Origin of the sequence: Mycobacterium kiyosense, from assembly GCA_021654635.1 — a bacterium.
Taxonomy (GTDB): domain Bacteria; phylum Actinomycetota; class Actinomycetes; order Mycobacteriales; family Mycobacteriaceae; genus Mycobacterium; species Mycobacterium kiyosense.
Genome location: AP025179.1, coordinates 3,874,434 through 3,898,433, shown reverse-complemented (window position 1 = coordinate 3,898,433; position 24,000 = coordinate 3,874,434). Strand labels below are relative to the sequence as shown.

At 68.9% G+C, this 24,000-nt stretch carries 23 protein-coding genes and 2 pseudogenes; 14 read left to right on the top strand and 11 right to left on the bottom strand.

Annotated elements, in window-relative coordinates; all coding sequences use genetic code 11:
• The first annotated feature begins 56 nt into the window (after window positions 1-56).
• On the top strand, window positions 57-941 hold the full coding sequence (locus L6444_RS18260; RefSeq protein ID WP_236976392.1) for an inositol monophosphatase family protein: 885 nt from the start codon (window positions 57-59) through the stop codon (window positions 939-941).
• Window positions 942-955: 14 nt separating this feature from the next.
• Here the strand turns inward: L6444_RS18260 and cei are convergent, their stop codons facing one another.
• On the bottom strand, window positions 956-1,609 hold the full coding sequence (gene cei, locus L6444_RS18255; RefSeq protein WP_236976391.1) for an envelope integrity protein Cei: 654 nt from the start codon (window positions 1,607-1,609) through the stop codon (window positions 956-958).
• Window positions 1,610-1,808: 199 nt separating this feature from the next.
• Here cei and L6444_RS18250 point away from each other — a divergent pair, with 199 nt between their 5' ends.
• Window positions 1,809-2,111 carry a DUF4193 domain-containing protein gene (locus L6444_RS18250; protein WP_236976390.1) on the top strand — a complete coding sequence of 101 codons (303 nt, stop codon included), beginning with the start codon at window positions 1,809-1,811 and terminating at the stop codon, window positions 2,109-2,111.
• Between the two features lie 9 nt (window positions 2,112-2,120).
• Here the strand turns inward: L6444_RS18250 and L6444_RS18245 are convergent, their stop codons facing one another.
• Window positions 2,121-2,600, bottom strand: a complete 480-nt coding sequence (locus tag L6444_RS18245) for a DUF3093 domain-containing protein (RefSeq protein ID WP_236976389.1) — start codon at window positions 2,598-2,600, stop codon at window positions 2,121-2,123.
• Between the two features lie 25 nt (window positions 2,601-2,625).
• On the opposite strand from L6444_RS18245, the gene dut reads away from it, so the two are divergent.
• Both dut and L6444_RS18235 read left to right on the top strand, forming a co-directional pair.
• Window positions 2,626-3,090 (top strand): dUTP diphosphatase, encoded by a 465-nt coding sequence (gene dut, locus L6444_RS18240; protein ID WP_236976388.1) that lies wholly within the window; start codon window positions 2,626-2,628, stop codon window positions 3,088-3,090.
• A 42-nt stretch (window positions 3,091-3,132) separates the two neighbouring features.
• Window positions 3,133-3,909 carry a DUF3710 domain-containing protein gene (locus tag L6444_RS18235; RefSeq protein WP_236976387.1) on the top strand — a complete coding sequence of 259 codons (777 nt, stop codon included), beginning with the start codon at window positions 3,133-3,135 and terminating at the stop codon, window positions 3,907-3,909.
• Here the strand turns inward: L6444_RS18235 and L6444_RS18230 are convergent.
• Window positions 3,896-4,606 carry an alpha/beta fold hydrolase gene (locus L6444_RS18230; protein ID WP_236976386.1) on the bottom strand — a complete coding sequence of 237 codons (711 nt, stop codon included), beginning with the start codon at window positions 4,604-4,606 and terminating at the stop codon, window positions 3,896-3,898. The genes L6444_RS18235 and L6444_RS18230 overlap by 14 nt on opposite strands.
• A 155-nt stretch (window positions 4,607-4,761) precedes the next feature.
• On the opposite strand from L6444_RS18230, the gene L6444_RS18225 reads away from it, so the two are divergent.
• Both L6444_RS18225 and L6444_RS18220 read left to right on the top strand, forming a co-directional pair.
• Window positions 4,762-5,130 (top strand): OB-fold nucleic acid binding domain-containing protein, encoded by a 369-nt coding sequence (locus L6444_RS18225; RefSeq protein WP_236976385.1) that lies wholly within the window; start codon window positions 4,762-4,764, stop codon window positions 5,128-5,130.
• Window positions 5,131-5,163: 33 nt separating this feature from the next.
• Complete coding sequence (locus L6444_RS18220) at window positions 5,164-5,826, top strand: DUF3159 domain-containing protein (RefSeq protein ID WP_236976383.1); 663 nt, start codon at window positions 5,164-5,166, stop codon at window positions 5,824-5,826.
• Here the strand turns inward: L6444_RS18220 and L6444_RS18215 are convergent.
• Entirely contained in the window at window positions 5,823-6,491 is a 669-nt protein-coding gene (locus L6444_RS18215; RefSeq protein ID WP_236976381.1) for a potassium channel family protein, read from the bottom strand. The genes L6444_RS18220 and L6444_RS18215 overlap by 4 nt on opposite strands.
• Window positions 6,488-7,159: a potassium channel family protein gene (locus L6444_RS18210; RefSeq protein ID WP_236976380.1), complete on the bottom strand. Its 672-nt coding sequence runs from the start codon at window positions 7,157-7,159 to the stop codon at window positions 6,488-6,490. The genes L6444_RS18215 and L6444_RS18210 overlap by 4 nt, the downstream gene beginning before the upstream one ends.
• An 80-nt stretch (window positions 7,160-7,239) precedes the next feature.
• Here L6444_RS18210 and L6444_RS18205 point away from each other — a divergent pair, with 80 nt between their 5' ends.
• From L6444_RS18205 to dxs, 4 genes are read left to right on the top strand one after another with little or no spacing between them, the layout of a single operon-like run.
• A complete protein-coding gene (locus tag L6444_RS18205; RefSeq protein ID WP_236976379.1) occupies window positions 7,240-9,240 on the top strand; it encodes an APC family permease in 2,001 nt (666 codons plus the stop codon).
• Complete coding sequence (locus L6444_RS18200; protein WP_236976378.1) at window positions 9,237-10,457, top strand: class I SAM-dependent RNA methyltransferase; 1,221 nt, start codon at window positions 9,237-9,239, stop codon at window positions 10,455-10,457. The genes L6444_RS18205 and L6444_RS18200 overlap by 4 nt, the downstream gene beginning before the upstream one ends.
• Entirely contained in the window at window positions 10,454-11,917 is a 1,464-nt protein-coding gene (locus L6444_RS18195) for a cation:proton antiporter domain-containing protein (RefSeq protein ID WP_236976377.1), read from the top strand. Before L6444_RS18200 ends, L6444_RS18195 begins: the two co-directional genes overlap by 4 nt.
• A gap of 55 nt (window positions 11,918-11,972) precedes the next feature.
• Entirely contained in the window at window positions 11,973-13,886 is a 1,914-nt protein-coding gene (gene dxs / locus L6444_RS18190) for a 1-deoxy-D-xylulose-5-phosphate synthase (RefSeq protein ID WP_236976376.1), read from the top strand.
• On the opposite strand, the gene L6444_RS18185 is transcribed toward dxs, so the two are convergent.
• The 3 genes from L6444_RS18185 to L6444_RS18175 are packed head-to-tail and all read right to left on the bottom strand — an operon-like array spanning window position 13,819 to window position 16,654.
• On the bottom strand, window positions 13,819-15,204 hold the full coding sequence (locus L6444_RS18185) for an HRDC domain-containing protein (protein ID WP_236976375.1): 1,386 nt from the start codon (window positions 15,202-15,204) through the stop codon (window positions 13,819-13,821). The genes dxs and L6444_RS18185 overlap by 68 nt on opposite strands.
• Before the next feature lies 1 nt (window position 15,205).
• Complete coding sequence (locus L6444_RS18180) at window positions 15,206-15,790, bottom strand: DUF3000 domain-containing protein (RefSeq protein WP_236976374.1); 585 nt, start codon at window positions 15,788-15,790, stop codon at window positions 15,206-15,208.
• A gap of 57 nt (window positions 15,791-15,847) precedes the next feature.
• Window positions 15,848-16,654 carry an enoyl-CoA hydratase/isomerase family protein gene (locus L6444_RS18175; protein ID WP_236976372.1) on the bottom strand — a complete coding sequence of 269 codons (807 nt, stop codon included), beginning with the start codon at window positions 16,652-16,654 and terminating at the stop codon, window positions 15,848-15,850.
• A 43-nt stretch (window positions 16,655-16,697) separates the two neighbouring features.
• Between L6444_RS18175 and hemE the strand changes: the two genes are divergently transcribed.
• The 4 genes and pseudogenes from hemE to L6444_RS18155 all read left to right on the top strand — a co-directional run bounded on the left by hemE (window position 16,698) and on the right by L6444_RS18155 (window position 20,566).
• On the top strand, window positions 16,698-17,771 hold the full coding sequence (gene hemE / locus L6444_RS18170) for a uroporphyrinogen decarboxylase (RefSeq protein WP_236976370.1): 1,074 nt from the start codon (window positions 16,698-16,700) through the stop codon (window positions 17,769-17,771).
• Window positions 17,768-19,122, top strand: a pseudogene (locus tag L6444_RS18165) (protoporphyrinogen oxidase). The gene hemE and the pseudogene L6444_RS18165 overlap by 4 nt, the downstream one beginning before the upstream one ends.
• A 5-nt stretch (window positions 19,123-19,127) precedes the next feature.
• Window positions 19,128-19,823, top strand: coding sequence for a hydrogen peroxide-dependent heme synthase (hemQ, locus tag L6444_RS18160; RefSeq protein WP_236976368.1), 696 nt, complete (start codon window positions 19,128-19,130; stop codon window positions 19,821-19,823).
• On the top strand, window positions 19,820-20,566 hold the full coding sequence (locus L6444_RS18155; protein WP_236976366.1) for a class I SAM-dependent methyltransferase: 747 nt from the start codon (window positions 19,820-19,822) through the stop codon (window positions 20,564-20,566). The genes hemQ and L6444_RS18155 overlap by 4 nt, the downstream gene beginning before the upstream one ends.
• Before the next feature lie 102 nt (window positions 20,567-20,668).
• Here L6444_RS18155 and msrB read toward each other — a convergent pair whose 3' ends face one another.
• The 3 genes and pseudogenes from msrB to L6444_RS18140 form a co-directional block, all read right to left on the bottom strand.
• The gene (gene msrB / locus L6444_RS18150; RefSeq protein ID WP_370653113.1) at window positions 20,669-21,088 is read right to left on the bottom strand and encodes a peptide-methionine (R)-S-oxide reductase MsrB; all 420 of its coding nucleotides are present in this window, start codon (window positions 21,086-21,088) and stop codon (window positions 20,669-20,671) included.
• Entirely contained in the window at window positions 21,085-22,371 is a 1,287-nt protein-coding gene (gene aftC, locus L6444_RS18145) for an arabinofuranan 3-O-arabinosyltransferase (protein ID WP_289624917.1), read from the bottom strand. The genes msrB and aftC overlap by 4 nt, the downstream gene beginning before the upstream one ends.
• Window positions 22,372-22,436: 65 nt before the next feature.
• Window positions 22,437-23,998: pseudogene (locus L6444_RS18140) on the bottom strand (alpha/beta fold hydrolase).
• Window positions 23,999-24,000 lie beyond the last annotated feature (2 nt).

Sequence of the window (24,000 nt, the reverse complement as noted above, 5' to 3'; positions counted from 1 at the left end):
GGTGGTGAGGCGGGATGGGCCCGTTGGGAAGTCAGCACTTGTGATGCGATAGACCGGTGACCCCACTGGATAACGAGCCCGCGAAGTTGCGGGCGGTGGCCGAACAGCTCGCGGCCGAGGCGGCGGCGTTCGTGCGCCGCCGGCGGGTCGAGGTGTTCGGCGATGCCACTCGAGCCGGATCCACCTCCGAGGTCGACGCCGTCCGCGCCAAGACCACGCCCACCGATCCGGTCACCGTGGTCGACACCGACACCGAAAACCTGCTCCGCGACCGGTTGGGTCAGCTTCGGCCCGGCGATCCGATCCTGGGCGAGGAGGGCGGTGGCCCGCTCCAGGACACCGGCGGTGCGCCGGCCGGGGCCGCAGCGGTCACCTGGGTGCTCGATCCGATCGACGGCACCGTGAACTTCGTCTACGGGCTACCCGCCTACTCGGTGTCGGTCGGCGCGCAGGTCGACGGCGCGTCGGTCGCGGGCGCGGTGGCCGATGTCGTTGCGGGGCGGGTGTATTCGGCGGCGGTTGGGTGCGGGGCGCACGTCACCGACCAGCACGGGACGCAACGGCTGCGCTGTACCGACGTCGACGATCTGTCAATGGCGTTGTTGGGCACCGGTTTCGGGTATTTGCCGGCGCGCCGCCGCCGGCAGGCGGCGCTGCTGGCCCAGCTGCTGCCGGTGGTCCGCGACGTGCGGCGCATCGGGTCGGCCGCGCTGGACTTGTGCATGGTCGCGGCGGGTCAGCTGGACGCGTTCTACGAGCACGGTTTACAGGTGTGGGATCAGGCCGCGGGTGCGCTGATCGCCGCCGAGGCCGGCGCCCGGGTGGTCTTACCGGGGCCCGATGTCCGCGGCGCCGGACTCGTGGTGGCGGCCGCACCCGGCATCGGCGACGCCTTGCTGGCGGCCCTCGATGACGCCGGCGGGCTGGAGCCGCTGGATTGACCTGATTGACGCGGTCAGCAGCTGGTGGAGTGGATCTTCGCCAGCAGTGTGTGATCGGCCGGTTCGGTGGCGCCGGGCCGCAGGGTGGCCAGCACGGCGTCGATGTCGTCGTTGTGTGCCAGCGAATTGAAGTCGGTGCCCAGGGCGAGGTCGACGGAGTCGTCGCCGCGGTTATCGCGGAACAGTTCGGTGCACGGCGCGACCAGCCACAACGCGGCCGCAGTGGCCTGCCCGGCGGTGCCGAACCGGATCTGGCCCTGGCAGGTCAGGCGGGTACCGGCGTAGATCGGGTCGTTGCTGGCGGTCGGCTGCGCGAAGCCCAGATCCTGCAGCGCCCCCGCGACGTCGCCGGCCTGGCCGCCGCGGCCGCTGGCGTTGAGGACGCGGACTTTGGTGTCGCTGAGTTTGGCGGGCGCCACGTCGATCATGTCCGATCGTGACACCGGCTCACCCAGCTTGGCGGGGGGCGCGGTGCCGACAGGCTCCGGCGGTGGGTTGCACACGGCGACCTCGCGGACGTCGGCCGGGCGGGTCAGCGCCACCGTCCACACCACGCCGGTGACCACGATCAGGAAGATCACCACGATGATCGCGGGGCGGGGGTTGCGGCGCCGGAACGGCCGACCGTGCTTGTCGAAGGCGGTACCCTCGGTGATGTGTGCAACCACAGGTGCACTCTAATCGCACCGTGACAGCGCCGTTTGAGGCCGCGTACAGCGGGCAAACACCCCCATGTGACACAAATCACACCCGATTCGCCGGCAATACGGGCACGAATCATTTGGTGCAGGCGTTCGACGCTGGTACAAAGCGTTGCTTGATCTTTTGCGGGTAATGATGCTTTGAGGGGATAGGACGGGGAAGAGGATGCCTACCGACTACGACGCTCCACGGCGTACCGAGACCGACGACGTCTCGGAAGACTCACTGGAGGAGCTCAAAGCACGACGGAACGAGGCCGCCTCGGCGGTGGTGGACGTCGACGAATCCGAATCCGCCGAGTCTTTCGAACTGCCCGGCGCGGATCTGTCCGGTGAAGAGCTGTCCGTGCGGGTGATTCCCAAGCAGGCTGACGAGTTCACCTGCTCGAGTTGCTTCCTGGTGCAGCACCGCAGCCGCCTGGCCAGCGAGAAGAACGGCCTGATGATCTGTACCGACTGTGCGGCCTGACGGCGGCAGTCAGCTTCTGAGCGCCGACAACACCCGCTGCGGGTGACGGCAACTCACCAACCAGTACGGCGTCGGGTCGTCCGGATCGTCGAGGACCAGCAGCACCATCGGGCCCACCCAGGCCCGATGCACCACGAAGGCTGCCGGATCCAGTTGCCGGCCCAGCGCCGCCGATTTCGCGGAACGGACTATCTCGGCGGACCGGCAGACCACGCTGACCGGCAGATGTGCCTCGCCCGCCCACAGTTCGACCCCGTCGGCGCCGTCGCTGACCCGGATCTCCACCCGCCCGAGCCACAGCAGCACCCCGGCCGCGACCGCGAACAGAACGCCGTAGGGCAACCAGTCCGGCAGCGCCCGCACTCCCACGTTGACTTCGGCCGCGATCAGCGCCGCCAATCCGAAACCCAATGGCCACCACCACCAGGGCACCCACAGCCGCTCGCGATACCGCAAGCTGTGCTGCGCGATGTCGCGCGTATCGGACACGCGGTCAAGGGTAATCTGTGCCCCCGTGTCGACCAGTCTGGCCATCGTCCGTCTCGATCCGGGGCTGCCCCTGCCCAGCCGCGCGCACGAAGGCGACGCCGGGGTGGATCTATTCAGCTCCGAGGATCTGGAACTGGCACCCGGGCACCGGGCCCTGGTCGGTACCGGCGTAGCCGTCGCCATCCCGTTCGGCATGGTCGGATTGGTGCATCCCCGCTCGGGATTGGCGTCCCGGGTCGGACTTTCCATTGTCAACAGCCCGGGAACCATCGATGCGGGCTATCGTGGCGAAATCAAGGTCGCGCTGATCAACCTGGACCCCGCCACGCCGATCGTGGTGCACCGTGGCGACCGCATCGCGCAGCTGTTGGTGCAACGCGTCGAGTTGGTGGACCTGGTCGAGGTCTCGTCGTTCGACGAGGCCGGGCTGGCCGAGACATCCCGCGGCGAAGGCGGTCATGGGTCCTCCGGTGGACACGCGAGTTTGTGAGACCGGGGATGCGGACCGAGGCGAGGAAAAGGGGTGGCGCTGATGCCGGCATTCGGTAGACGCACACGCAAGGACGACAGCGCTGCGGACGAACACCCGGACACGCCCGTCGACCCGCCGGCGCCGCCGGACGGTGACGACGACGGCGGCGGGGAACTCGAGGGCCCGTTCGACATTGAGGACTTCGACGATCCCGCCGTGGCCGAGTTGGCCCGGCTGGACCTGGGCTCGGTGCTGATCCCGATGCCCTCCGCGGGGCAGGTGCAGGTCGAGCTGACCGAGACGGGGGTGCCCAGCGCCGTCTGGGTGGTGACACCCAACGGTCGGTTCACCATCGCGGCCTACGCGGCGCCCAAGAGCCCCGGGCTGTGGCGCGAAGTGGCGGGCGAGCTCGCCGAATCGCTGCGCAAGGATTCGGCCAAAGTCTCGATCAAGGACGGCCCGTGGGGTCGGGAAGTGATCGGCACCGCCTCCGGAGTGGTTCGCTTCATCGGGGTGGACGGCTACCGCTGGATGATCAGGTGCGTGGTCAACGGGCCGCACGAAACCATCGACGCGCTGACCCAAGAGGCGCGGGAAGCGTTGGCGGACACCGTGGTTCGCCGCGGGGACACCCCGCTGCCGGTGCGCACGCCGTTGGCGGTGCAGCTGCCCGAGCCGATGGTCGAGCAACTGCGGGAGGCGGCGGCCGCGCAGCAGGCCGCCGAACAGGCGGCCGCGCAAGGCGACGCGCCGCAACCGGCGAACGAGCCGGTGGCCCGTCGCAGCGCCGACGGCTCGGCCATGCAGCAGTTGCGCAGCACCATTACCGGCGGCTAGCCGCCTCGCTGAGCGCGGCCAGGCAGGCCGCTCCCAAGGCGGCCGTATCGGCGCCCATATCCACCAGGGTCACCGTGCGCAGCGCCGCCTGCGGTGCAGCGGTCACCCAGTCGACGGCCACCTGCAGCGGGTGAATCGGATCGTCCACCGCGGCCACCACACCCAGCGGCGGGAGCAGCCGGCTCAGCTCGGCGAGTCGCGGCGCTGCGTACGACGCCGCCTCTTCCATCGCCTCGGGCAGTTTGGGCCATTGCGCCCGCCACGACCGGGCGAGCTCGTCGGCCAGCCAGGACGGGCTCGATGCCCGCATCTGCGCCGTCGTCGCCTCGAGCCCGTCGCGGCGCAGTTGTGACGCGGTGTAGCGCGCGGCGTGCGCGGCCGGCGCCGCGGTGGGGTCGCCGAGCCAGGGCGGCAGCGCGGCCAGCACCGCGATCGTGCGGTCGGGATGAGCCAGTGCCCAGGTAGCGGCGACGGCCGCACCGATCGAGACGCCGCCGACGACAACCGGGCCGTGGCGCGCCGCGTCGTCCAGTGCCGCGCGGTAGCCCTCGATCAATCGGCCGGGGTTTGGCGCAGGTGTGATCAACACCGCACCGAAATCCTCTAACGGACCCGAAAATGCCCGGTAGACGTAGTTATCGTCGGACCCGGTCCCCGGTAACAACACGGTGGTGACACCGCGTAAATCGACAGCCACCTCCTCATACTGCCCGGTAGCTCGAAGCGCTCGAATATCGGTGGTTTCGCCGATGTGGCGGATGGGAACCAACAGGTCTACGGTGACCGTTGCAGTGATGGAATGCGGTTAGCTATCGAGCGTTCACAACGACGTCGAGTTTGTCAGGAGTGGCCATGGGGGCCCAAGGGTATCTACGCCGGCTCACCCGTCGGTTGACGGAAGACCCGGAGCAACGCGACGTCGAAGAACTCTCCGACGAGGTCCTCAATACCGGTGCGCAGCGCGCCATCGACTGCGAGCGCGGCCAGGAGGTCACCATGGTGGGCACGCTGCGCAGCGTCGAGACTAACGGCAAAGGGTGTTCCGGTGGAGTCCGCGCCGAACTGTTCGACGGTAGTGACACCGTGACGCTGGTGTGGCTGGGCCAACGGCGCATCCCCGGCATCGACTCGGGTCGCACGCTGCGCGTGCGCGGACGCCTGGGCAAGCTGGAGAACGGCACCAAAGCCATCTACAACCCGCACTACGAAATTCAGCGGTGAGCGGGCGGTCTATCGGGCCCGCACCGGACTCTGGTGAGCGCTAACCGGGGCGAGCGGCTGCTGGCGCAGGCGGGTGGCGTCAGCGGCCTGATCTACTCTTCGCTGCCGGTGGCGATGTTCGTCATCGTGTCCAGCGCCGCCGGTCTGATGCCCGCGATCGGCGCCGCGCTGGGGACTGCCGCCGTGGTCATGGTGTGGCGACTGGTGCGCCGGCAATCCGTGCAGCCGGCGGTGTCGGGCTTCTTCGGCGTCGCCGTCTGCGCATTGATCGCCTACCTGGTCGGACAGTCCAAGGGCTATTTCCTGCTCGGCATCTGGACATCGCTGCTGTGGGCGGTCGTCTTCGGAGTCTCGATCGTGGTGCGCCGGCCGCTGGTGGGCTACCTGTGGAGCTGGGCCGGCGGGCGGGACAACAGTTGGCGTCAGGTGCCGCGGGCGGTGTACGCATTCGATCTCGCGACTTTGTGCTGGGCCCTGGTGTTCGCGGCGCGGTTCGCAGTCCAGGGCCACCTGTACGAGCTGGGCAGGACCGGCCTGTTGGGCGCGGCCCGGATCGCGATGGGCTGGCCGCTGACTGGGCTGGCGGCGCTGGTGACCTACGCCGCGATCAAGGCCGTCATGCGCGCCACCGGTGCCGGGGCCAGCGCTGCCGACCACGAGGCGATCGGCGCCGACGACGAGGCCGTCCTCGATTAATCCGCGGTCGGCGGCAGCAGCAGCGAGCGCAGGTCTTCTTCGGCCTCGGTGACCGCGACGAAGAGCAACTCGTCGCCGCCTTCGAGCGGTTCGTCGCCGTCGGGCACGATGACCCGCGGTCCACGCAGAATCGTCACCAGCGAGACATCGCGGGGCAGTTGCAGCTTGCGTACCGGTTTGCCGCCCCACGGGGTGTCGTCGGGCAGCGTGATCTCGACCAGATTGGCTTGGCCCTTGCGGAATTCCATCAGCCGGACCAGATCGCCGACGGCGACCGCTTCCTCGATAAGCGAGGCCAGCATGCGCGGCGTGGACACCGCCACGTCGACTCCCCAGGCATCGGTGAACAGCCATTCGTTGCGCGGGTCGTTGACCCGGGCCACCACCCGCGGCACCGCGAACTCGGTCTTGGCGAGCAGGCTGAGCACGACGTTGACCTTGTCGTCACCGGTGGCCGCGACGACGACGTCGAACTCCTCGAGGTGCATCTGCTCGAGCAGGCTCAATTCGCAGGCGTCGCCCAGCAGCCAGTGCGCGGCCGGGATGGCGTCGGTGTCGAGATGATCGGGGTTGCGCTCGATCAACGTCACGTCATGGGAGTTCGCCACGAGTTCGCGGGCCACCGAGCGGCCGACGGCGCCGGCCCCCGCTATAGCGACTTTCATTTGTCGATGTCCTCGCTGGGCGGCAGCGCCGCGATGGCCAGGGCTTCGGCGACGCGGCCGGATATCGCGGCGACATAGACCTGATCGCCGTTCTGCAGGACCGTCTTGGGTTCCGGCAGGATGCCGGTTCCGAACCGGATCAGAAACGCGATCCGCGCTCCGGTGGCCTGCTCGAGATCGGTGGCGCGGTACCCGACCCAATCCTCGTGCAGGACCACCTGAGCGACGGCGACGGTACCGGTCGGATCTCGCCACTTGGCGGTCTCGGTTTCCTGCGTCAAGGCGTTGAGCAGTCGATCGGTGGTCCACGGCACGGTGGCGATCGTGGGGATCCCCAGGCGCTCGTAGACCTCGGCGCGCTTGGCGTCGTAGATGCGGGCCACGACGCGCCGCACGCCGAAGGTTTCGCGGGCCAGCCGGGCCGAGATGATGTTGGAGTTGTCGCCCGAGGACACCGCGGCGAAGGCGTCGGCCTCTTCGATGCCGGCTCGCAACAGCACATCCCGGTCGAACCCCTGACCGAGCACCCGGTCCCCGGCGAACTCGGGACTGAGCCGGTTGAAAGCGGAACTGTCCCGGTCGATCACCGCGACGTCATGGCCGATCCGCGACAGCCCATCGGCCACCGAGGAACCGACCCGGCCGCACCCCATCACAACCACCCGCAATTGGACGTCCTTTCGGTCGGGTCCTGCGCGTCGCAAGCAAACGCTACCGGCAACGCCACGTGGGCTTACTCTTGGCTCTCGTGTCCAAACTTTCAACCGCTGCACGCCGATTGCTCATCGGCGAGAAGATTCGCAGCGACCGGCTGAGCCACACGCTGCTCCCGAAGCGCATCGCGCTGCCGGTGTTCGCCTCCGATGCGTTGTCCTCGGTGGCCTATGCACCGGAAGAGATCTTTCTGATGCTCTCGGTCGGCGGCTTGGCGGCCTACTCGATGTCGCCGTGGATCGGGCTGGCGGTGGCCGCGGTCATGCTGGTGGTGGTCGCCAGTTACCGGCAGAACGTGCATGCCTACCCGTCCGGTGGTGGCGACTACGAGGTGGTCACCACCAACCTCGGTGCCAACGCGGGCCTCACGGTGGCCAGTGCCCTGATGGTGGATTACGTTCTCACCGTGGCGGTTTCGACGGCCTCGGCGATGTCGAACATCGGCTCGGCGGTCCCGCTCGTGGCCCATCACAAGGTGTCGTTCTGTGTAGCGGCCATCCTGCTGGTGACGGCGATGAACCTGCGCGGCGTGCGCGAGTCCGGGGTGGCGTTCGCCATCCCGACCTACGCCTTCATCATCGGTATGGCCGGCATGCTGGGTTGGGGACTGTTCCGGATCTTCGTGCTGGGAAATCCGCTGCGCGCGGAGTCGGCGGGCTTCCAGATGCACTCCGAACACGGCAAGATCGTCGGGTTCGCGCTGGTATTCCTGATGGCCCGGGCGTTTTCGTCCGGTTGTGCGGCGCTGACCGGTGTCGAGGCGATCAGCAACGGTGTCCCCGCCTTCGAGAAGCCCAAGTCCAAGAACGCGGCCACCACCTTGCTGATGCTGGGCACGATAGCGGTGGCCCTGCTGATGGGAATCATCGTGCTGGCCAAGAAGATCGGGGTGCAGCTGGTCAGCGACCCGCTGGTGCAGCTCGCCGGTGCCCGGGAGGCGGGCTACTTCCAGAAGACCCTGGTGGCTCAGCTGGCCCAAACGGTGTTCGGCAGCTTCCACCTCGGGTTCGTGCTGATCACCGCAGTCACCGCACTCATCCTGGTGCTGGCGGCCAACACCGCGTTCAACGGCTTTCCGGTACTGGGTTCGGTGCTGGCCCAGCACAGCTATCTACCTCGCCAGCTGCACACCCGCGGCGACCGGCTGGCCTTCTCCAACGGCATCGTGTTCCTCTCCGCGGCGGCCCTGCTGGCGATAGTCGCCTTCCGTGCCGAGTTGAGCGCGCTGATTCAGCTCTACATCGTCGGGGTCTTCATTTCCTTCACGCTGAGCCAGATCGGCATGGTGCGGCACTGGACCAGGCTGCTGCGCACCGAGTCCGACCCGGCGGCGCGCCGACGCATGATGCGGTCGCGGATCGTCAACACCATCGGCTTCATCGCCACCGGCGCGGTGCTGCTGGTGGTGATGGTGACGAAGTTTCTGGCCGGGGCCTGGATCGCCCTCGTCGCAATGGGCCTGCTGTTCGTGTTGATGAAGGCGATCCGGCGGCACTACGACGGCGTCAGCCGGGAATTGGCCGAGCGGGCCGCCGCGCACGGCAACGAGATCGTGCTGCCCAGCCGCAACCACGCGCTGGTGCTGGTGTCCAAACTGCACCTACCGACGTTGCGGGCGATCGCTTACGCGCGAGCGACCCGGCCCGACGTGCTCGAGGCGCTCACCGTCAGCGTCGACGACGGCGAGACGCGGGAACTCAAGCGCGAGTGGGAGGAAAGCGACATCAGCGTCCCGCTGAAGGTGATTGCTTCGCCCTACCGCGAAATCACCCGTCCGATCCTCGACTACGTAAAGCGGGTGAGCAAGGAGTCACCTCGCACGGTGGTGACGGTGTTCATCCCGGAGTATGTGGTGGGCCGTTGGTGGGAGCAGTTGCTGCACAATCAGAGCGCGCTGCGGCTCAAGGGCCGATTGCTGTTCATGCCGGGGGTGATGGTGACGTCGGTGCCCTGGCAGCTGACTTCGTCGGAGCGGGTCAAGGCGCTGCGGCCGCACGCGGCACCCGGCGACGCGCGGCGGGGCATTTTCGATTGAAACCCGAATCAGCTTGCGGGGAAGTGACTTTGGTCACCGGGGCACCGGCCAATGGCGGCAGCTGCATTGCGCATCACGACGGGCGGGTGGTCTTCGTCCGCTACGCGCTACCGGGGGAGCGGGTGCGCGCCCGGGTCACCGCCGACCGCGGATCCTATTGGCACGCAGACGTTCTCGAGGTGATCGAGCCGTCGGCGGACCGTATCGAATCGCTGTGCCCGATCGCCGGAGTGCACGGCGCGGGATGCTGTGACCTGGCGTTCGCGCGGCCGTCGGCGGTCCGAGCGGTCAAGTCGGCGGTGGTGGCAAACCAACTCGAACGGCTCGGCGGTCACATCTGGTCCGGGCAGGCGGAGCCGCTCTCGGATGCGGGGCCGACGGGGTGGCGCACCCGGGTGCGCCTCGAGGTCGGCGCCGACGGCCGGCCCGGATTCCACCGCTACCACAGCGGCGACCTGGTGACCGACCTGCGGTGCGGGCAGCTGCCGAACGGGATGCTCGACGGGCTCGACACCGTGCGCTGGCCGGCGGGGTTGCAGCTGCAGGTGGCCGTAGACGACACCGGTGAGCGGCATGTGGTCAGCACGTCCAAGCAAGGCAAACGGCACGTCGCCAAGGTCGTCGAGGGCGACTATCACGCTGTGCAGCGGGTCGGATCGCGCCACTGGCGCATTCCGGTGACAGCGTTCTGGCAGGCGCACCGCGACGCCGCGCGGGTGTACAGCGCGTTGCTGGCCGAGTGGGCGCAACCCGCCTCGGGCGCGACCGCCTGGGACCTGTACGGAGGTGCGGGTGTATTCGCGGCGGTGCTCGCCGACGCGGTGGGCGAGACGGGCCGGGTGCTCACCGTCGACACCTCACGGGGGTCGTCGGGTGCGGCGCGGGCGGCCCTGGCCGATCTCCCGCAGGTCGACGTTGTCACCGATTCGGTACGACGGGTGCTGTCCGCGCAGCGCGGCGGCGCCGAGGTGGCGGTGCTGGACCCGCCCCGGTCGGGGGCCGGACGCGAGGTGATCGACCAACTGGCCGCCGCCGAAGTGCCGCGAATAGTCCATATCGGTTGTGAGGCAGCATCTTTCGCCCGTGATATCGGCCTGTACCGAGGCCATGGTTACGCCGTGGAGCAGATCCGGGTGTTCGACGCGTTCCCGCTGACCCACCATGTGGAGTGCGTAGCGCTGCTGACCCGGCGGCCGGCGGACGGTCAGCACCCGTGAACGAGACCCTCCGCTACGCGCTGATCGTTCTGCTCTCGAGTGCTGTCGGACTGGCTGCGGTACTGGCGAATCGCCTCACCGAGAAGGTCAAGGTGCCGGTCGCGGTGCTGGTGCTGGTCGGTGCCGCCGCCGCGGTGCACGCCGTGCCCGCGATCCAGTCGCCGTCCGAGCGGACGGTGGAGCGGATCATCACCGTCGCCCTGGTGTTGGTGTTGTTCGACGGCGGCATGCACATCGGCGTCAAACGCTTCCGTGCCGCGGCGGTGCCCATCCTGTCCGTCGGCGTGCTGGGAACCGGCTTCGTCGCCGCCGGCGCGGCGCTGCTGCTGCACTATGCGTGCGGGATCGACTGGTACCTCGCGGTGCTGGTGGCCACCGCGGTGGCTCCCACCGATCCCGCCGTCGTCTTCTCCGTGCTGGGCAAACGCGAGATCGCCGGTCGCAGCAGCACCATCTTGGAGGGTGAGTCCGGGATGAACGACCCGGTCGGCATCTCCCTGATGGCCGGCTTGATCGCCGCCGGCGGTCTCAGCGTGGCCGGATTCGTCAGCGTCGGAACCCAATTCGCCCTGCAGATGGGGATAGGGCTGGCCGTCGGGTTGATCGGGGGCCGCGCCCTGCTGATGTTCATGCGCCGCGTCGCCCTACCCAGCGAGGGTCTGTACGCTGCGCGAACCCTGGCGTGCTGCCTGATGCTGTACGGCATCGCCACGCTCGCACACGGTTCGGGATTCCTGGCGGTGTTCGTCGCCGGCATCGTGATCGGCGACGCCCGCGCACCGTACAAGCCGGAGATCAAGCGTTTCCACGCCGCCTTGTCCGGGCTGGCCGAGATCGTCGCCTTCGCCGTTCTAGGGCTGACGGTCGACCTGCGCGTGCTCACCCATCCGGAGGTGTGGATTCCCGGCCTCGTCCTCGGCGTGGCCCTGAGCGCGGCAATACGACCGCTGGCTGCCGGTGCCTGCCTGGTTCGGGTGCAACTGAAGCGGAACGAGCGCGCCTTCATCCTCTTCGCCGGCCTCAAAGGAGCCGTGCCGATCCTGCTGGGCGAGCTGCTGCGGGCCGCGCACATCGCCGACGCCGAACGCCTGTACGGCATCGTGGTCGTCGTTGTCATCTTCTCGGTGTTGGTGCAGGGCAGCTTGGTGCCCGGTGCCGCGAAGCTGTTGCGCTTGCCCATGCGTACCGTGCAGACGCAGCCGTGGGAGATAGGTGTGCGGCTCGCCGACGAACCGCACGGGGTTCACCGGTTCAGCGTTGCCTCCGGCTCGGCGGCTCAGGGTTGCACGGTCGAGGAGCTCAGTGACCGGGTCGGCGACATCTGGGTCAGCATCGTCGTCCGCGCCACCGGCCTGGTGGCGGTGCGCGGCGACACCGAACTTCAGGCCGGCGACGAGGTGGTCATACTGGCCGATCCCGAACTGCGCGACAGCCTCGCCGCACTGTTCGCGAAAGCGTAAGGGAGCATCGGTCGCGCTCCCGGCCGCACTTGCGCGCGCTGCGTAGACTGACGTGATGCTGGAACAGATCCGCGGGCCTGCTGATCTGCAGCACCTTTCCCAACAGCAGCTACGCGACCTGGCGCACGAGATCCGCGAGTTCCTGATCCATAAGGTGGCTGCCACCGGGGGGCACCTGGGGCCGAACCTCGGCGTCGTCGAGCTGACTTTGGCGCTGCACCGGGTGTTCGACTCGCCGCACGACCCGATCATCTTCGACACCGGCCACCAGGCCTACGTCCACAAGATGCTGACCGGGCGGGCCCAGGATTTCGAGAGCCTGCGCAAGAAGGGCGGCTTGTCCGGCTATCCGTGCCGGGCCGAAAGCGAGCACGACTGGGTCGAGTCCAGCCACGCCAGCGCGGCGCTGTCGTACGCCGACGGATTGGCCAAGGCGTTCGAGCTGACCGGGCACCGCAACCGGCATGTCGTCGCCGTCGTCGGCGACGGCGCGCTCACCGGCGGCATGTGCTGGGAGGCGCTGAACAACATCGCCGCCTCCAACCGGCCGGTGATCATCGTCGTCAACGACAACGGGCGCAGCTACGCACCGACCATCGGCGGTGTCGCCGACCACCTGGCCAAGCTGCGGCTGCAGCCGGCCTACGAACAGCTGCTCGAGCGTGGCCGCAACGCGATGCGGTCGGTTCCGCTGGTCGGTGAGGTCGCCTACCACTTCATGCACAGCGTCAAGGCCGGCATCAAGGACTCGCTGGCGCCGCAACTGCTGTTCACCGACCTCGGCCTGAAGTACGTCGGCCCGGTCGACGGCCACGACGAGCGGGCGGTGGAGGTCGCGCTGCGCAGTGCCCGCGGCTTCGGCGGACCGGTGATCGTGCACGTCGTCACCCGCAAAGGCATGGGTTACGGGCCCGCCGAGGCCGACGAGGCCGAGCAGATGCACTCGACCGGCCCGCTGGACCCGCTCACCGGGCGCTCCACCAAGGTGGCCGGTCCGGGCTGGACCGCGACTTTCGCCGAGACGCTGATCGCCATCGCTCATCGGCGCCGTGACATCGTGGCCATCACCGCGGCGATGCCCGGTCCCACCGGGCTGTCCGCGTTCGGGAATGCGTTCCCGGACCGGCTGTTCGACGTCGGCATCGCCGAGCAGCACGCAATGACGTCGGCTGCCGGTCTGGCGATGGGCGGCATGCACCCGGTGGTGGCCATCTATTCGACGTTCCTGAACCGGGCATTCGACCAGATCATGATGGACGTGGCCCTGCACAAGCTGCCGGTCACCATGGTGCTCGACCGGGCCGGCGTCACCGGCAACGACGGCGCCAGCCACAACGGCATGTGGGATCTGTCGATCCTCGGTGTCGTGCCCGGCATGCGGGTGGCCGCACCCCGCGACGCGACCCGACTGCGCGAGGAACTGGCCGAGGCGCTGGACGTCGACGACGGGCCGACAGCGATCCGTTTCCCCAAAGGCGATGTCGGCGAAGACATTCCGGCTGTCGAGCGGCGCGGGGTCGTGGACGTGCTCGCAGTGCCCGCGGCCGGATTGCACAAGGATGTGTTGCTGGTCGCGGTGGGTGCGTTCGCCGCCATGGCCCTGGGCGTTGCCAAGCGCCTGCACCGGCAGGGGATCGGTGTGACGGTGATCGATCCGCGCTGGGTGCTTCCGGTGCCCGAGCTGTTGGGCGAATTAGCTTTGGAACACAAGCTTTTGGTGACGATGGAGGATAACGGACTGGCCGGCGGTATCGGCTCAGCGGTGTCGGCGGCGCTGCGCCGTGCCGAGATCGATGTGCCCTGCCGCGATGTCGGGCTGCCGCAGAACTTCTACGAGCACGCGTCCCGCGGCGAGGTGCTTGCCGAGCTGGGGCTCACCGATCAGGATGTGGCCCGCCGGATCACGGGTTGGGTTGCGGCCCTGGGAAGTTCGGTTGTCGACTCCGAGGTGCACGAGCACCTGGATTGACGTCGCCTGCCGCGGCACACTCGTCGACGGTGACGGGGAACGCCACCGCCGCGGCCAGCGCCGGCACCACCAGTTCGCGCTGCCAGTCCCGCGCCTGTCCGGCGCGCAGATACTCGTCGGTGATCGCCACCGGATCGGTCGTGCCCGGCGCCAGTCGCGGCGCGAGGATCTCCCACTCCCAGCACAGCCTCCGCACCAGATCGGGCGCGACCAGGTTCTCCGCCGGAATATGCACCCGCTCGGACAACTCCGCCAGCACCGCCCGCGCCGCCTCCAGTCGGGCGGCCGCGTCGGGTTTGCGCCGGCTCCACCGCGCCGGCGGCGGCGGGCCGCTGGCGGCCTCGTTGACCTCCGGCGGGTCCGGGTTCTGCCGCGCAGCCTCGAGCGCCGAGAGCCACATCGAGGCGCTGCGCCGCTGGTTGCGCCCGCCGAACACGGGCAATTCGACCAGTTCGTCGACGGTCTTGGGGTCGGTGAGCGCGGCGTCGATGATGGCCGAATCCGGCAGGATGCGGCGCGGTGCGATGTCGCGGCGCTGGGCGATGCGGTCCCGGGTCGTCCACAACTCCCGCACGGCGGCCAGTGCGCGGCGATCGTGCACTTTGTGGATGCCGGACGTGCGCCGCCAGCGGTCGCGGCGGGTGATCGGCGCGGCCCGGTCCTCGAAGGTCCGCAGGTATTCGAATTCCTGTGCGGCCCAATCGGTTTTGCCCTGCTCGGTCAGGATCTCGGCGATCGCCGCGCGCAGCTCGATGAGCAGTTCCACGTCCAGTGCGGCGTAGTTGAGCCACGCGGCGGGCAGCGGCCGTTTGGACCAGTCGGCCGCGCCGTGGCCCTTGGCCAGTCCCCGGCCCAGCAGCCGCTCGACCATGGTCGCCAGGTTCACCCGGTCGAAGCCGGCCAGGCGGCCGGCGAGTTCGGTGTCGTACAGCGCCGGCGGTCGCAGGCCCACCTCGGCCAGGCACGGCAGGTCCTGGTCAGCCGAATGCAGGATCCATTCGTCCTGCCCGAGCACCTCGGCCACCGGTCGCAGCACGGTAGCGGGATCGCCGCCGTGGCTGACCGGGTCGATCAGCACGGTGCCGGCGCCGGACCGCCGGATCTGGATCAGGTAGGCCCGGTTGGAATACCGGAAACCCGAGGCCCGTTCGGCGTCCACGGCGAACGGGCCGTGTCCGCGGTCCAACTTCGCCGCGGCCGCGGCGATGTCGCGGACCGTGACGGAAAGGGCCGGCATCCCGTCGGCCGGGTGCAGTAGCGGAGTGGCCGCGGGGTCGGTGCTGTCCGACGGATCCGGCTCCGTAGGAGACGAACTCATATCAGGCGCGTGACCGCGAGTTCAGGTCGGTGACACCGGCCGGCGGCAGGCCCGCCGCGTGCTCGAGAACGTCGCAGAACGCGGCGACATGGCTGCCCACCGCAGGGGTGGTGGCCGTCCACGACGCACGCAACTCCAGCTGATGTGCGCGCGGCGGACCGGAGATGTCGCCGTATCGCACCGAGGTGGTCGCGGTGACCGTTCCACCGAGCGCGGTCATGTGCTCGGTGTGCGCATCGAGCGCCTCGGACAACCAGCTCCAGGCGACCTCCGGCAGCAGCGGGTCGATGGCCTCGTGCGAGTCCAGGTCGGCCTGGATGTAGGCGACCAGGCGGATGGTGCCGTCCCAGGCGTCGGAGCCGTCCGGGTCATACAGCAGGATCAGCCGGCCGAACGCGTCACCTTCGGAGCGCTCGGGGACGATGTCGAGGTCGGGGTGCTTCACTTCGGCGCCCAGCGCGTAGCTGAAGGGCGCCAGCCGCTGCGGCGGCCGGATGGGGCCCAGCTCGATTTCCGGCCGCACGCTGACAGCGTTCATCGCCGCGACTGCCTCGCGGAACGGTGCGGGCTCGACGGCTGAAGTCATCGGCTTCGACGGTAGACCTATCGTCCAGCCCGCGAAATCAGGCGCGCCGAACCGTGCTCAGCTCTGCGGACCGGTGTCGAACCGGGCGGGACGCTTCTCACGGTGCGCGGCCAGACCCTCGCGCACATCCGGTCCGGCGAAGCCGATGAATTCCAGGCCGAGCGACGCTTCGAAGGCGGGCGCGAACATGCGGTACCAGTGGTTGAGGCTGTGCTTGGTCCAGCGGATCGCATTCTGTGCCCCGTCGGCCAGATTCTCCGCCAGCCGCGTCGCGGTGGACAGCACGTCGTCGTCGTCGACGCAGGTTGAGACCAGGCCGATGCGCTCGGCTTCTTCGCCGGACAGCGGTTCGCAGGTGAGCAGGTAGTACTTGGCCTTGGCCATGCCCGCCAGCAGCGGCCAGCAGATCGCGGCGTGGTCACCGGCGGCCACCCCCAGCTTGGTGTGCCCGTCGATGATCTTCGCCGAGCGGCCCGCCACCGAGATGTCGGCCAGCAACGCCACCACCAGCCCCGCGCCGACGGCCGGGCCGGTGATCGCCGACACCACCGGCTTGTCGAAGTTGACCAGGTTGAGCACCAGGTCGCGGGCCTCACGCATGATGCGCAGCCGCCCCTCGTAGTCGTTCATGGACTCGTCGATCAGGTCGAAGCTGCCGCCGGAGGAGAACGCCTTGCCTTCGCCGCGCACCAATACCGCCCGCACGTCGGGGTCGCGGTTGATGACCGGCCAGATGTCGGCGATATCGCGGTGCATCTGCGGGCCGACCGAATTGAGTCCGGGCGCGTCGAGGACCAGGTTCAGCAGGCCGTCGCGGTTGGATTCGCAGCGCAGGCTGGGGAAGTCGTCGTAGGTGACTGGCATTGCCGTGATGCTACGGGACCCGCGCGTGGCAGCATTGGAGCCGATGAACACCAGTGCGCGCACCCGCCGCGATCTTCCGCAGTCGCCCTACCTGGCCGCGGTGGCCGGCCGCAAACCCAGCCGCATCCCGGTCTGGTTCATGCGCCAGGCCGGCCGCTCGCTGCCCGAGTACCGGGCGCTGCGCGAACGGCACAGCATGCTGGCGGCCTGCTTCGAGCCCGAGGTGGCCTGCGAGATCACCCTGCAGCCGATCCGCCGGTACCAGACCGACGCGGCGATCCTGTTCTCCGACATCGTCGTACCGTTGCGCGCCGCGGGCATCGACCTGGACATCGTTGCTGACGTCGGGCCGGTGATCGCCGACCCGATCCGCACCGCCGCCGATATCGCAGCGATGAAACCCCTGGAACGGCAAGCGATTCAGCCGATCCTGGATGCAGTGGGTTTGTTGGTCGCCGGGTTGGGCGACGTCCCGCTGATCGGGTTCGCCGGGGCGCCGTTCACCTTGGCGTCCTACCTGGTCGAGGGCGGGCCGAGTCGTCACCACGCCCGCACCAAGGCGATGATGCTGGCCGAGCCGGCGAGCTGGCACGCGTTGATGACCAAGCTGACGGATCTCACCGTGGAGTTTCTGCGCGGCCAGATCGACGCCGGGGTGGACGCGATCCAGCTGTTCGACTCGTGGGCGGGGACGCTGTCGCTGGCCGACTACCGCCAGTACGTGCTGCCGCACAGCTCCCGGGTGTTCGCCACGCTGGCCGAACACGGCGTGCCGATGACGCACTTCGGGGTCGGCACCGCCGAGCTGCTGGGTGCGATGTCGGAGGCGGTGCAGCCCGGGCGGGCCAGGGTGGTGGGAGTGGACTGGCGGACCTCGCTGGCCGACGCCGCGGCCCGGGTCGTGCCCGGCACCGCGCTGCAGGGCAACCTCGACCCGGTGGTGGTGCTGGCGGGCTGGGCGGTGGCCGAGCGTGCCGCCCGAGCCGTGGTCGACGACGGACGCCGGGCCGTCGATGCGGGTGCGGCCGGTCATGTCTTCAACCTCGGTCACGGCGTGCTGCCCGAGACCGACCCCGGTGTGCTGACCGAGCTGGTGTCGCTGGTCCACTCGCTATGAGCTCGTATTGCGTTGTAGGCGGCGGTATTTCGGGTTTGGTGGCTGCCTACCGGCTTCGAATGGCGTTGGGCGGCGACGCCGAGATCACACTGTTCGAGCCCGCCGACCGGCTCGGCGGGATCCTGCGCACCGAGCAGGTCGGGGGACAGCCCATGGACCTGGGTGCCGAAGCGTTCGTGCTGCGCCGGCCCGAGGTGCCGGCGCTGCTGGCCGAACTGGGCCTGTCCGACCGTCAGCGCGCCACTACCGGTGTGCGACCGCTGATCTACAGCGGAGGCCGGCTGCACTCGATGCCGGCAGACACGATCGCCGGCATTCCGTCGTCGGCCGCGTCGGTGGCCGACCTGGTCGACGATGCCACGATCGCGCGCATACAGGCCGAACCGCAGCGGGCGCTGAACTGGACACCCGGCAGCGACCCGGCTGCCGCCGACCTGGTGTCCGACCGGTTCGGTGCCCAGGTGGTGGCCCGGCTGCTGGACCCGCTGCTGGGCGGGGTGTATGCGGGTTCGGCGGCAACCATCGGGCTGCGTGCCGCCGCGCCGGCCGTCGCCGCAGCCCTCGATCGCGGCGCCAGCAGCCTCACCGACGCCGTCCTCGGCGTGTTGTCGCAGGTCACCGACGGGCCGGTGTTCGGGTCGCTGCGTGGCGGCTACCAGGTGCTGCTCGACGAGCTCGTCGCGCGCAGCCAGGTGCGGTGGGTGCGCGCCAGGATCGACGCACTCGAACCGGGCTGGATGTTGCGCGATGAGACCGGGGAGCAGTGGCACGCCGACGCGGTGGTGCTGGCGGTGCCGGCGGCGCAGGTCGCGCGCCTGGTGGCGAGCGTGGCCCCGGACACCGCAGCGGCGGCAGCCCGGATCGTCACCGCTTCCTCGGCGGTGGTGGCGCTGGCGGTGCCGGCCGACACACCGTTTCCGCAGAGCTCGGGGGGTGCTGGTGGCCACCGGGGAACCGTTGCACGCCAAGGCGATCACGCTGTCGTCGCGCAAATGGGGCTTGTCCGGAGATGTCGCGCAGCTGCGGCTGTCCTTCGGCCGGTTCGGTGACGAGGTGGCGGTCCGGACCGGCGACGACGAACTGGTGGCCTGGTCCTTTGAGCGATCTCGCCGACGTTTTCGGTCTTGCGGTCGAGGTGCTCGACGTGCGTGTGCAGCGCTGGATCGACGCCATGCCGCAGTACGGGCCGGGTCACGCCGGGCTGGTCGCCGGGCTGCGCGCCGGACTGCCCCCGACGCTGGCCGTGGCGGGCAGCTACCTGGACGGAATCGGGGTACCGGCCTGCGTCGCGGCGGCGGGCAGGGCGGCCACCAGTGTCGTCGAAGCGCGGGGAACGCAAGTGGCACGATAGGTGCCATGTCACGCCTGGACTTCGACGCCCTCAACGCAACCATCCGCTACCTGATGTTCTCGGTGTTCTCCGTGCGGGCCGGGGAACTCGGCGATCAGCGGGACGCCATCGTCGACGAGACCGCCACGTTCCTCAAGCAACAGGAGGACCGCGGCGTCGTGGTGCGCGGTGTCTACGACGTCGCCGGGCTGCGCGCGGACGCGGACTTCATGATCTGGACCCACGCCGAGCGGGTGGAGGCCCTGCAGGCCACCTACGCGGACTTCCGGCGCACCACCACGCTGGGCCGGGCCAGCAACCCGGTGTGGAGCAGCGTGGCGCTGCACCGTCCGGCCGAGTTCAACAAGAGCCACATTCCGGCGTTCCTGGCCGGTGAGGACCCCGGCAACTACATCTGCGTGTACCCGTTCGTGCGGTCCTACGAGTGGTATCTGCTGCCCGACGAGGAGCGCCGCCGCATGCTCGCCGAGCACGGCATGGCGGCACGGGAGTACAAGGATGTGCGGGCCAACACGGTGCCGGCTTTCGCGTTGGGTGACTACGAGTGGATCCTGGCGTTCGAGGCGCCCGAACTGGATCGCATCGTGGACCTGATGCGCGAACTGCGCGCGACCGATGCCCGCCGGCACACCCGGGAGGAGACGCCGTTCTTCACCGGTCCGCGGGTCGGGGTCGAGCAGTTGGTGAACGCGCTGCCGTGACCACCTTTGACCCCAACGACCCGACTCGGTTCGAAGAGAGCTACCGCAACGAGCAGGTGGTGCGTGGCCTGCCCGCCGCCACACCGTGGGATATCGGTGGCCCGCAGCCGGTGGTGCAGCAACTGGTGGCGCTGGGCGCCGTCACGGGCGAGGTGCTCGACCCGGGAACGGGGCCGGGCCACCACGCTATTTACTATGCCTCGCAAGGGCTTTCGGCTACAGGTATAGACGGTTCACCGACCGCGATCGAGCGTGCGCGGCAGAACGCGGCGAAGGCCGGGGTTTCGGTGGACTTCCGGGTTGCCGACGCCACCAAGCTCGACGGTTTCGACGGCAGGTCCGACACCGTCGTGGATTGCGCGTTCTACCACACGTTCAGCACCGCGCCGGAGTTGCAGCGGTCCTACGCGCGGGCGCTGCACCGCGCGACCAAGCCGGGTGCGCGGCTGTACATGTTCGAGTTCGGCGCCCACGACGTCAACGGGTTCAAGATGCTGAGATCGTTGTCGGAGAACGCTTTTCGCGATGTGTTGCCGGACGCCGGCTGGGAGATCGGCTATTTGGGGCCCACGACGTACCGGGTCAACATCAGCGCGGATTCCATCGAGCTCATGGCGGCGCGCAATCCCGACATGGCCGCGGAAGCGCAGCAGATGCTGGCGCGGTACCGGGCGATCGAGCCGTGGCTGGACGACGGGCTGGTGCACGCACCGTTCTGGGAAGTGCACGCGACACGCGTCTGAGCCGGCGCCGACTGTGAACTCGGCGACCGCGACACGCCGCGGTGCTGTCTCGCAGGATTCACGCTCGACGGAGAGGCGGCGAGCCGGGGAGAGGCGGGCCGGTCAGGAACCGTCGGGGACCAGGCGCAGCGAGACCGAGTTGATGCAGTAGCGCTGGTCGGTCGGGGTGGGATAACCCTCGCCGGAGAACACGTGCCCCAAATGGCTGTGGCAGTTCGCGCACAAAACCTCGGTGCGGGTCATGCCCATCGAGGTGTCCGAGCGCAGGATCACCGCGTCGGAGGAGGACGGGTCGTAGAACGACGGCCAGCCGCAATGTGACTCGAATTTCTCTGTGCTGCGGAACAATTCGGCGCCGCAGGCGCGGCACTGGTAGATGCCCTGGGTCTTGGTGTCGGTGTACTCACCGGTGAAGGGGCGTTCGGTGCCGGCGCGGCGCAGCACGTCGAACTCCTGCGGGTTGAGCTTCTTGCGCCACTCGTCGTCGGAGAGCTCGAGTTTCGGACGTCCGATATCGGTCATGCTTCCACGCTAGCGCGCGGCGCCCGGTCGACTTTCAGCCAAGCCGGGTCGATGCCGTCTTCCAGCCGGTTTTCGGCCTTGGCGTCCAGATACCGGAAGTAGAGCACGGTGAACGTCACGATCAGCAGCAGCGACCACCCGTAGGTGATCTTCAGGTACTCCAGCGCCCGGCCCCACCGCATCCAGTTGAACAACAGCCAGCGGTCCAGCGTCATGAACCCGTAGATCGCCAGCCACGCCGGCCAGTTCCGGATCACCGAATTGGGCAGCACCACCGTCATCAGGAACGGGAACAGCATCATCGAGTAGTAGCCCTGGGCCAGCGACATCGCCAGCCACGACCACAGCAGCAGCACCCCCGAAGAGGTGGTGAACCAGAACAGCGGGTCGCGGGTGCGGTAGTAGCGGTAGAGCAGCCACAGCGCGGCGATCGCGATCAGGGTGAACAGCAGCCGCAGCGCGACGATCAGCCAGGTGGGCAGGCCGAAGTAGAGACCGTTGCCCTGGATGGAGCTGTTGAAGTAGTCGCGGGTGCCCAGGATGTAGGGCAGCGTCCGTTTGAAGAAGTCCATGGAGTGCGGCACCAGCGGCAGGGCGGCCAGGTTGATCGCCGCCGGCACCACCAGCGCGGTCACCCACGCCCGCCACTGGCGGTTCAGCAGCGGCAACAACAGCAGCGGACCGAGCAGCGGTTTGAGGGTGAGCGTCAGCCCGATGGCGAGCCCGGCCCACCACTGGTGGCTGACCTTGCCGTCCATCAGCCACCGCAGGAACAGGATCTCGGCCAACAGCACGCAACCGTTGATGTTGGTGAAAACCAGAGTGTTGGTCACCGTCTCGGTGCAGAACATGGCCAGGATCAGCGCGGGCGCGGCAACCGAGGACAGCGTGAAGTTGAACATCCGCAGCAGCAGGTAGGCGGCCAACAGGATCGCCACGGTGTTGATCGAGATGAACAGGTAGCGCGACGGCGCGAACGGCAGGTACCCGAACGGCGCCATCAGCAGCGTGCCGCCCGGCGGGTACAGGTAGTGCGGGTCGACGTAGTCGAAGTGCTCGTTGTACATGTCCAGGCCGTGCCGGAAATTGTCCACGGCACGGTAGACGGGTTTGAAGTCGTCGGTGATGTTGCCGTTGGTGGTGAGCACGATGCTGCGGTGCAGTACCGACAGGATGGCCGCCGGCCAGAGCACCGATCTCAGGATCGCTGTCGTGCTCCTGGGGCCGGGGCGAAACGCCGCCTGCACTGCGCCGCGCAAGCCGGTCGAGTCAGCTGCCGTCACCTGCGCAAAGTATCAGGCCGCGCGGCTGAGGTGTCAGGCAGTCTCGGGCGCGGTGCGTCGCATTTTCAGGCGGGACAATAAGTGTCGGTTCCGGGGAGTTTGCCCTCGTCGAGATATCCGATCAGCGGCGGAACCGCGCAGGGCGAATAGATGCTGGCGCCGTGGCCGATGCCCTGCCACATCACCCGCTTGCTGGCCGCGTTGGCGTTGATGATGGTGGCTGCCGTCGCGGCGACCCCTTCGTTGCCGGCGATCGGGTCGTTCTGAACGCCGAGCAGCAGCACGTCGACCTTGAGTTGCTTGGGCGCCTGCGGTGTCGACCCGGTGGGCCAGTGCACGCACTTGGCCAGATTGAGCGCCGCTACCGTGCCGAACTGCGGATACAGCTTGGCCCAGGCGACCACCAAATTCGCGGATCCGGTCCGGGGTGGGCCCGGTTCACCGCGTCGCTGCAGGCATTGACGAACTGGCCGTCGGTGTGCTGCAGGCTTTCGGCGCGGTTGATCAGATTGGTGAGCTGGTTCATGTCACCGGTGCGGGCGGCGGCCAGCGCGGTGGCCAGGTTCGTGGTGTTGGCGACACGGTGCCCGGCCGGGAAACCCAGGGCGGTGGTGATGGCGTTGGTGAGCGACGCTACCGAGGTGCGGCCCAGCCCCTGGCCGCTGCGGGCGGTGGCCAACAGCTGGCTGACTGCGCCTTTCGGGTCGGGTCCCAGCGGGCAGTTGACGGCGGCGCATTGCGCGGCGAACGCGTCGAGCGCAGCCTGCTGGCCTTTCACCTGTTGCTCGGCGGCCGCTTCGGCGCTGGCGCCCAGCGCGACCGGCGAGTCCAGGATCAGGCGAGCGACCTTGTCCGGGCGCGACCCGGCGTAGGTCAGCGCCACCTGGGCGCCGTTGCCGACACCGACCAGCGCCACTGCCGGCACGTCCCAGAGGTTGCGCAGCCGCTCGATGTCGGACGCCGCGTGGTTGTTGTCGTAGGCCGAGTCGCCGGGCGCGATCGCGTCGGTGCAGTTGGTGGTGGCGGTGTTGGAGACCTCGGAGAGGTTGGCTACCGGGTCGTCGCCGACCTGGAACTGGGCCTGGTCGCGCATCTCGTCGCGGTCTTGACGATCGCGGCAGTCGATCGGGCTGGACATGCCGATGCCGCGACGGTCGATCGCGACGATCGGGTGGCTGCGCAGCACGTCGGCGCCGGCGTGGGTCAGCCAGACCGGCAGTTGGGTGGATGACGCGATGTCGGAGCCGGTGGTGAATACCAGGGGCCCGGCGTTGCCGGGCGTCTGGGCCGAGCGGGCGCGGACCACGCCGATGCTCACCGATCCCGATCCGCCGTTGAGCGGGTCGAGGTCGGCGTCGAAGGTGGCGCACTCGAGCTTGACCCCGGGCGCCCCGGGAACGCCGGCGTCGGCATTGACCTTGCCCGTGCAGTCGCGCCACGCAAGGTCGTTCTTGGGTGCCGCGATCGGCGCCGGACCGCTGGGCGGCGGTGTGGTGTTGGGAACGCCCTGCGGCCGGGCGCCGGAGCTGGTGGCGAAGCGGGGATCGGCGCCGAAGATCGGGATGCAGCCGGCCAGCAGCGTGCTCGCCGCCACCAGGGCGGTGGCCAAGATGAGGTGCCGACGCATGC

Excerpts from the sequence above, each read along its gene's own strand:
- L6444_RS18250 (WP_236976390.1), top strand. The coding sequence starts at position 1,809 with ATGCCTACCGACTACGACGCTCCACGGCGTACCGAGACCGACGACGTC.
- L6444_RS18235 (WP_236976387.1), top strand. The coding sequence starts at position 3,133 with ATGCCGGCATTCGGTAGACGCACACGCAAGGACGACAGCGCTGCGGAC.
- L6444_RS18225 (WP_236976385.1), top strand. The coding sequence starts at position 4,762 with ATGGGGGCCCAAGGGTATCTACGCCGGCTCACCCGTCGGTTGACGGAA.
- L6444_RS18215 (WP_236976381.1), bottom strand. The coding sequence starts at position 6,491 with ATGAAAGTCGCTATAGCGGGGGCCGGCGCCGTCGGCCGCTCGGTGGCC.
- dxs (WP_236976376.1), top strand. The coding sequence starts at position 11,973 with ATGCTGGAACAGATCCGCGGGCCTGCTGATCTGCAGCACCTTTCCCAA.
- L6444_RS18185 (WP_236976375.1), bottom strand. The coding sequence starts at position 15,204 with ATGAGTTCGTCTCCTACGGAGCCGGATCCGTCGGACAGCACCGACCCC.
- L6444_RS18180 (WP_236976374.1), bottom strand. The coding sequence starts at position 15,790 with ATGACTTCAGCCGTCGAGCCCGCACCGTTCCGCGAGGCAGTCGCGGCG.
- L6444_RS18175 (WP_236976372.1), bottom strand. The coding sequence starts at position 16,654 with ATGCCAGTCACCTACGACGACTTCCCCAGCCTGCGCTGCGAATCCAAC.
- hemE (WP_236976370.1), top strand. The coding sequence starts at position 16,698 with ATGAACACCAGTGCGCGCACCCGCCGCGATCTTCCGCAGTCGCCCTAC.
- hemQ (WP_236976368.1), top strand. The coding sequence starts at position 19,128 with ATGTCACGCCTGGACTTCGACGCCCTCAACGCAACCATCCGCTACCTG.
- msrB (WP_370653113.1), bottom strand. The coding sequence starts at position 21,088 with ATGACCGATATCGGACGTCCGAAACTCGAGCTCTCCGACGACGAGTGG.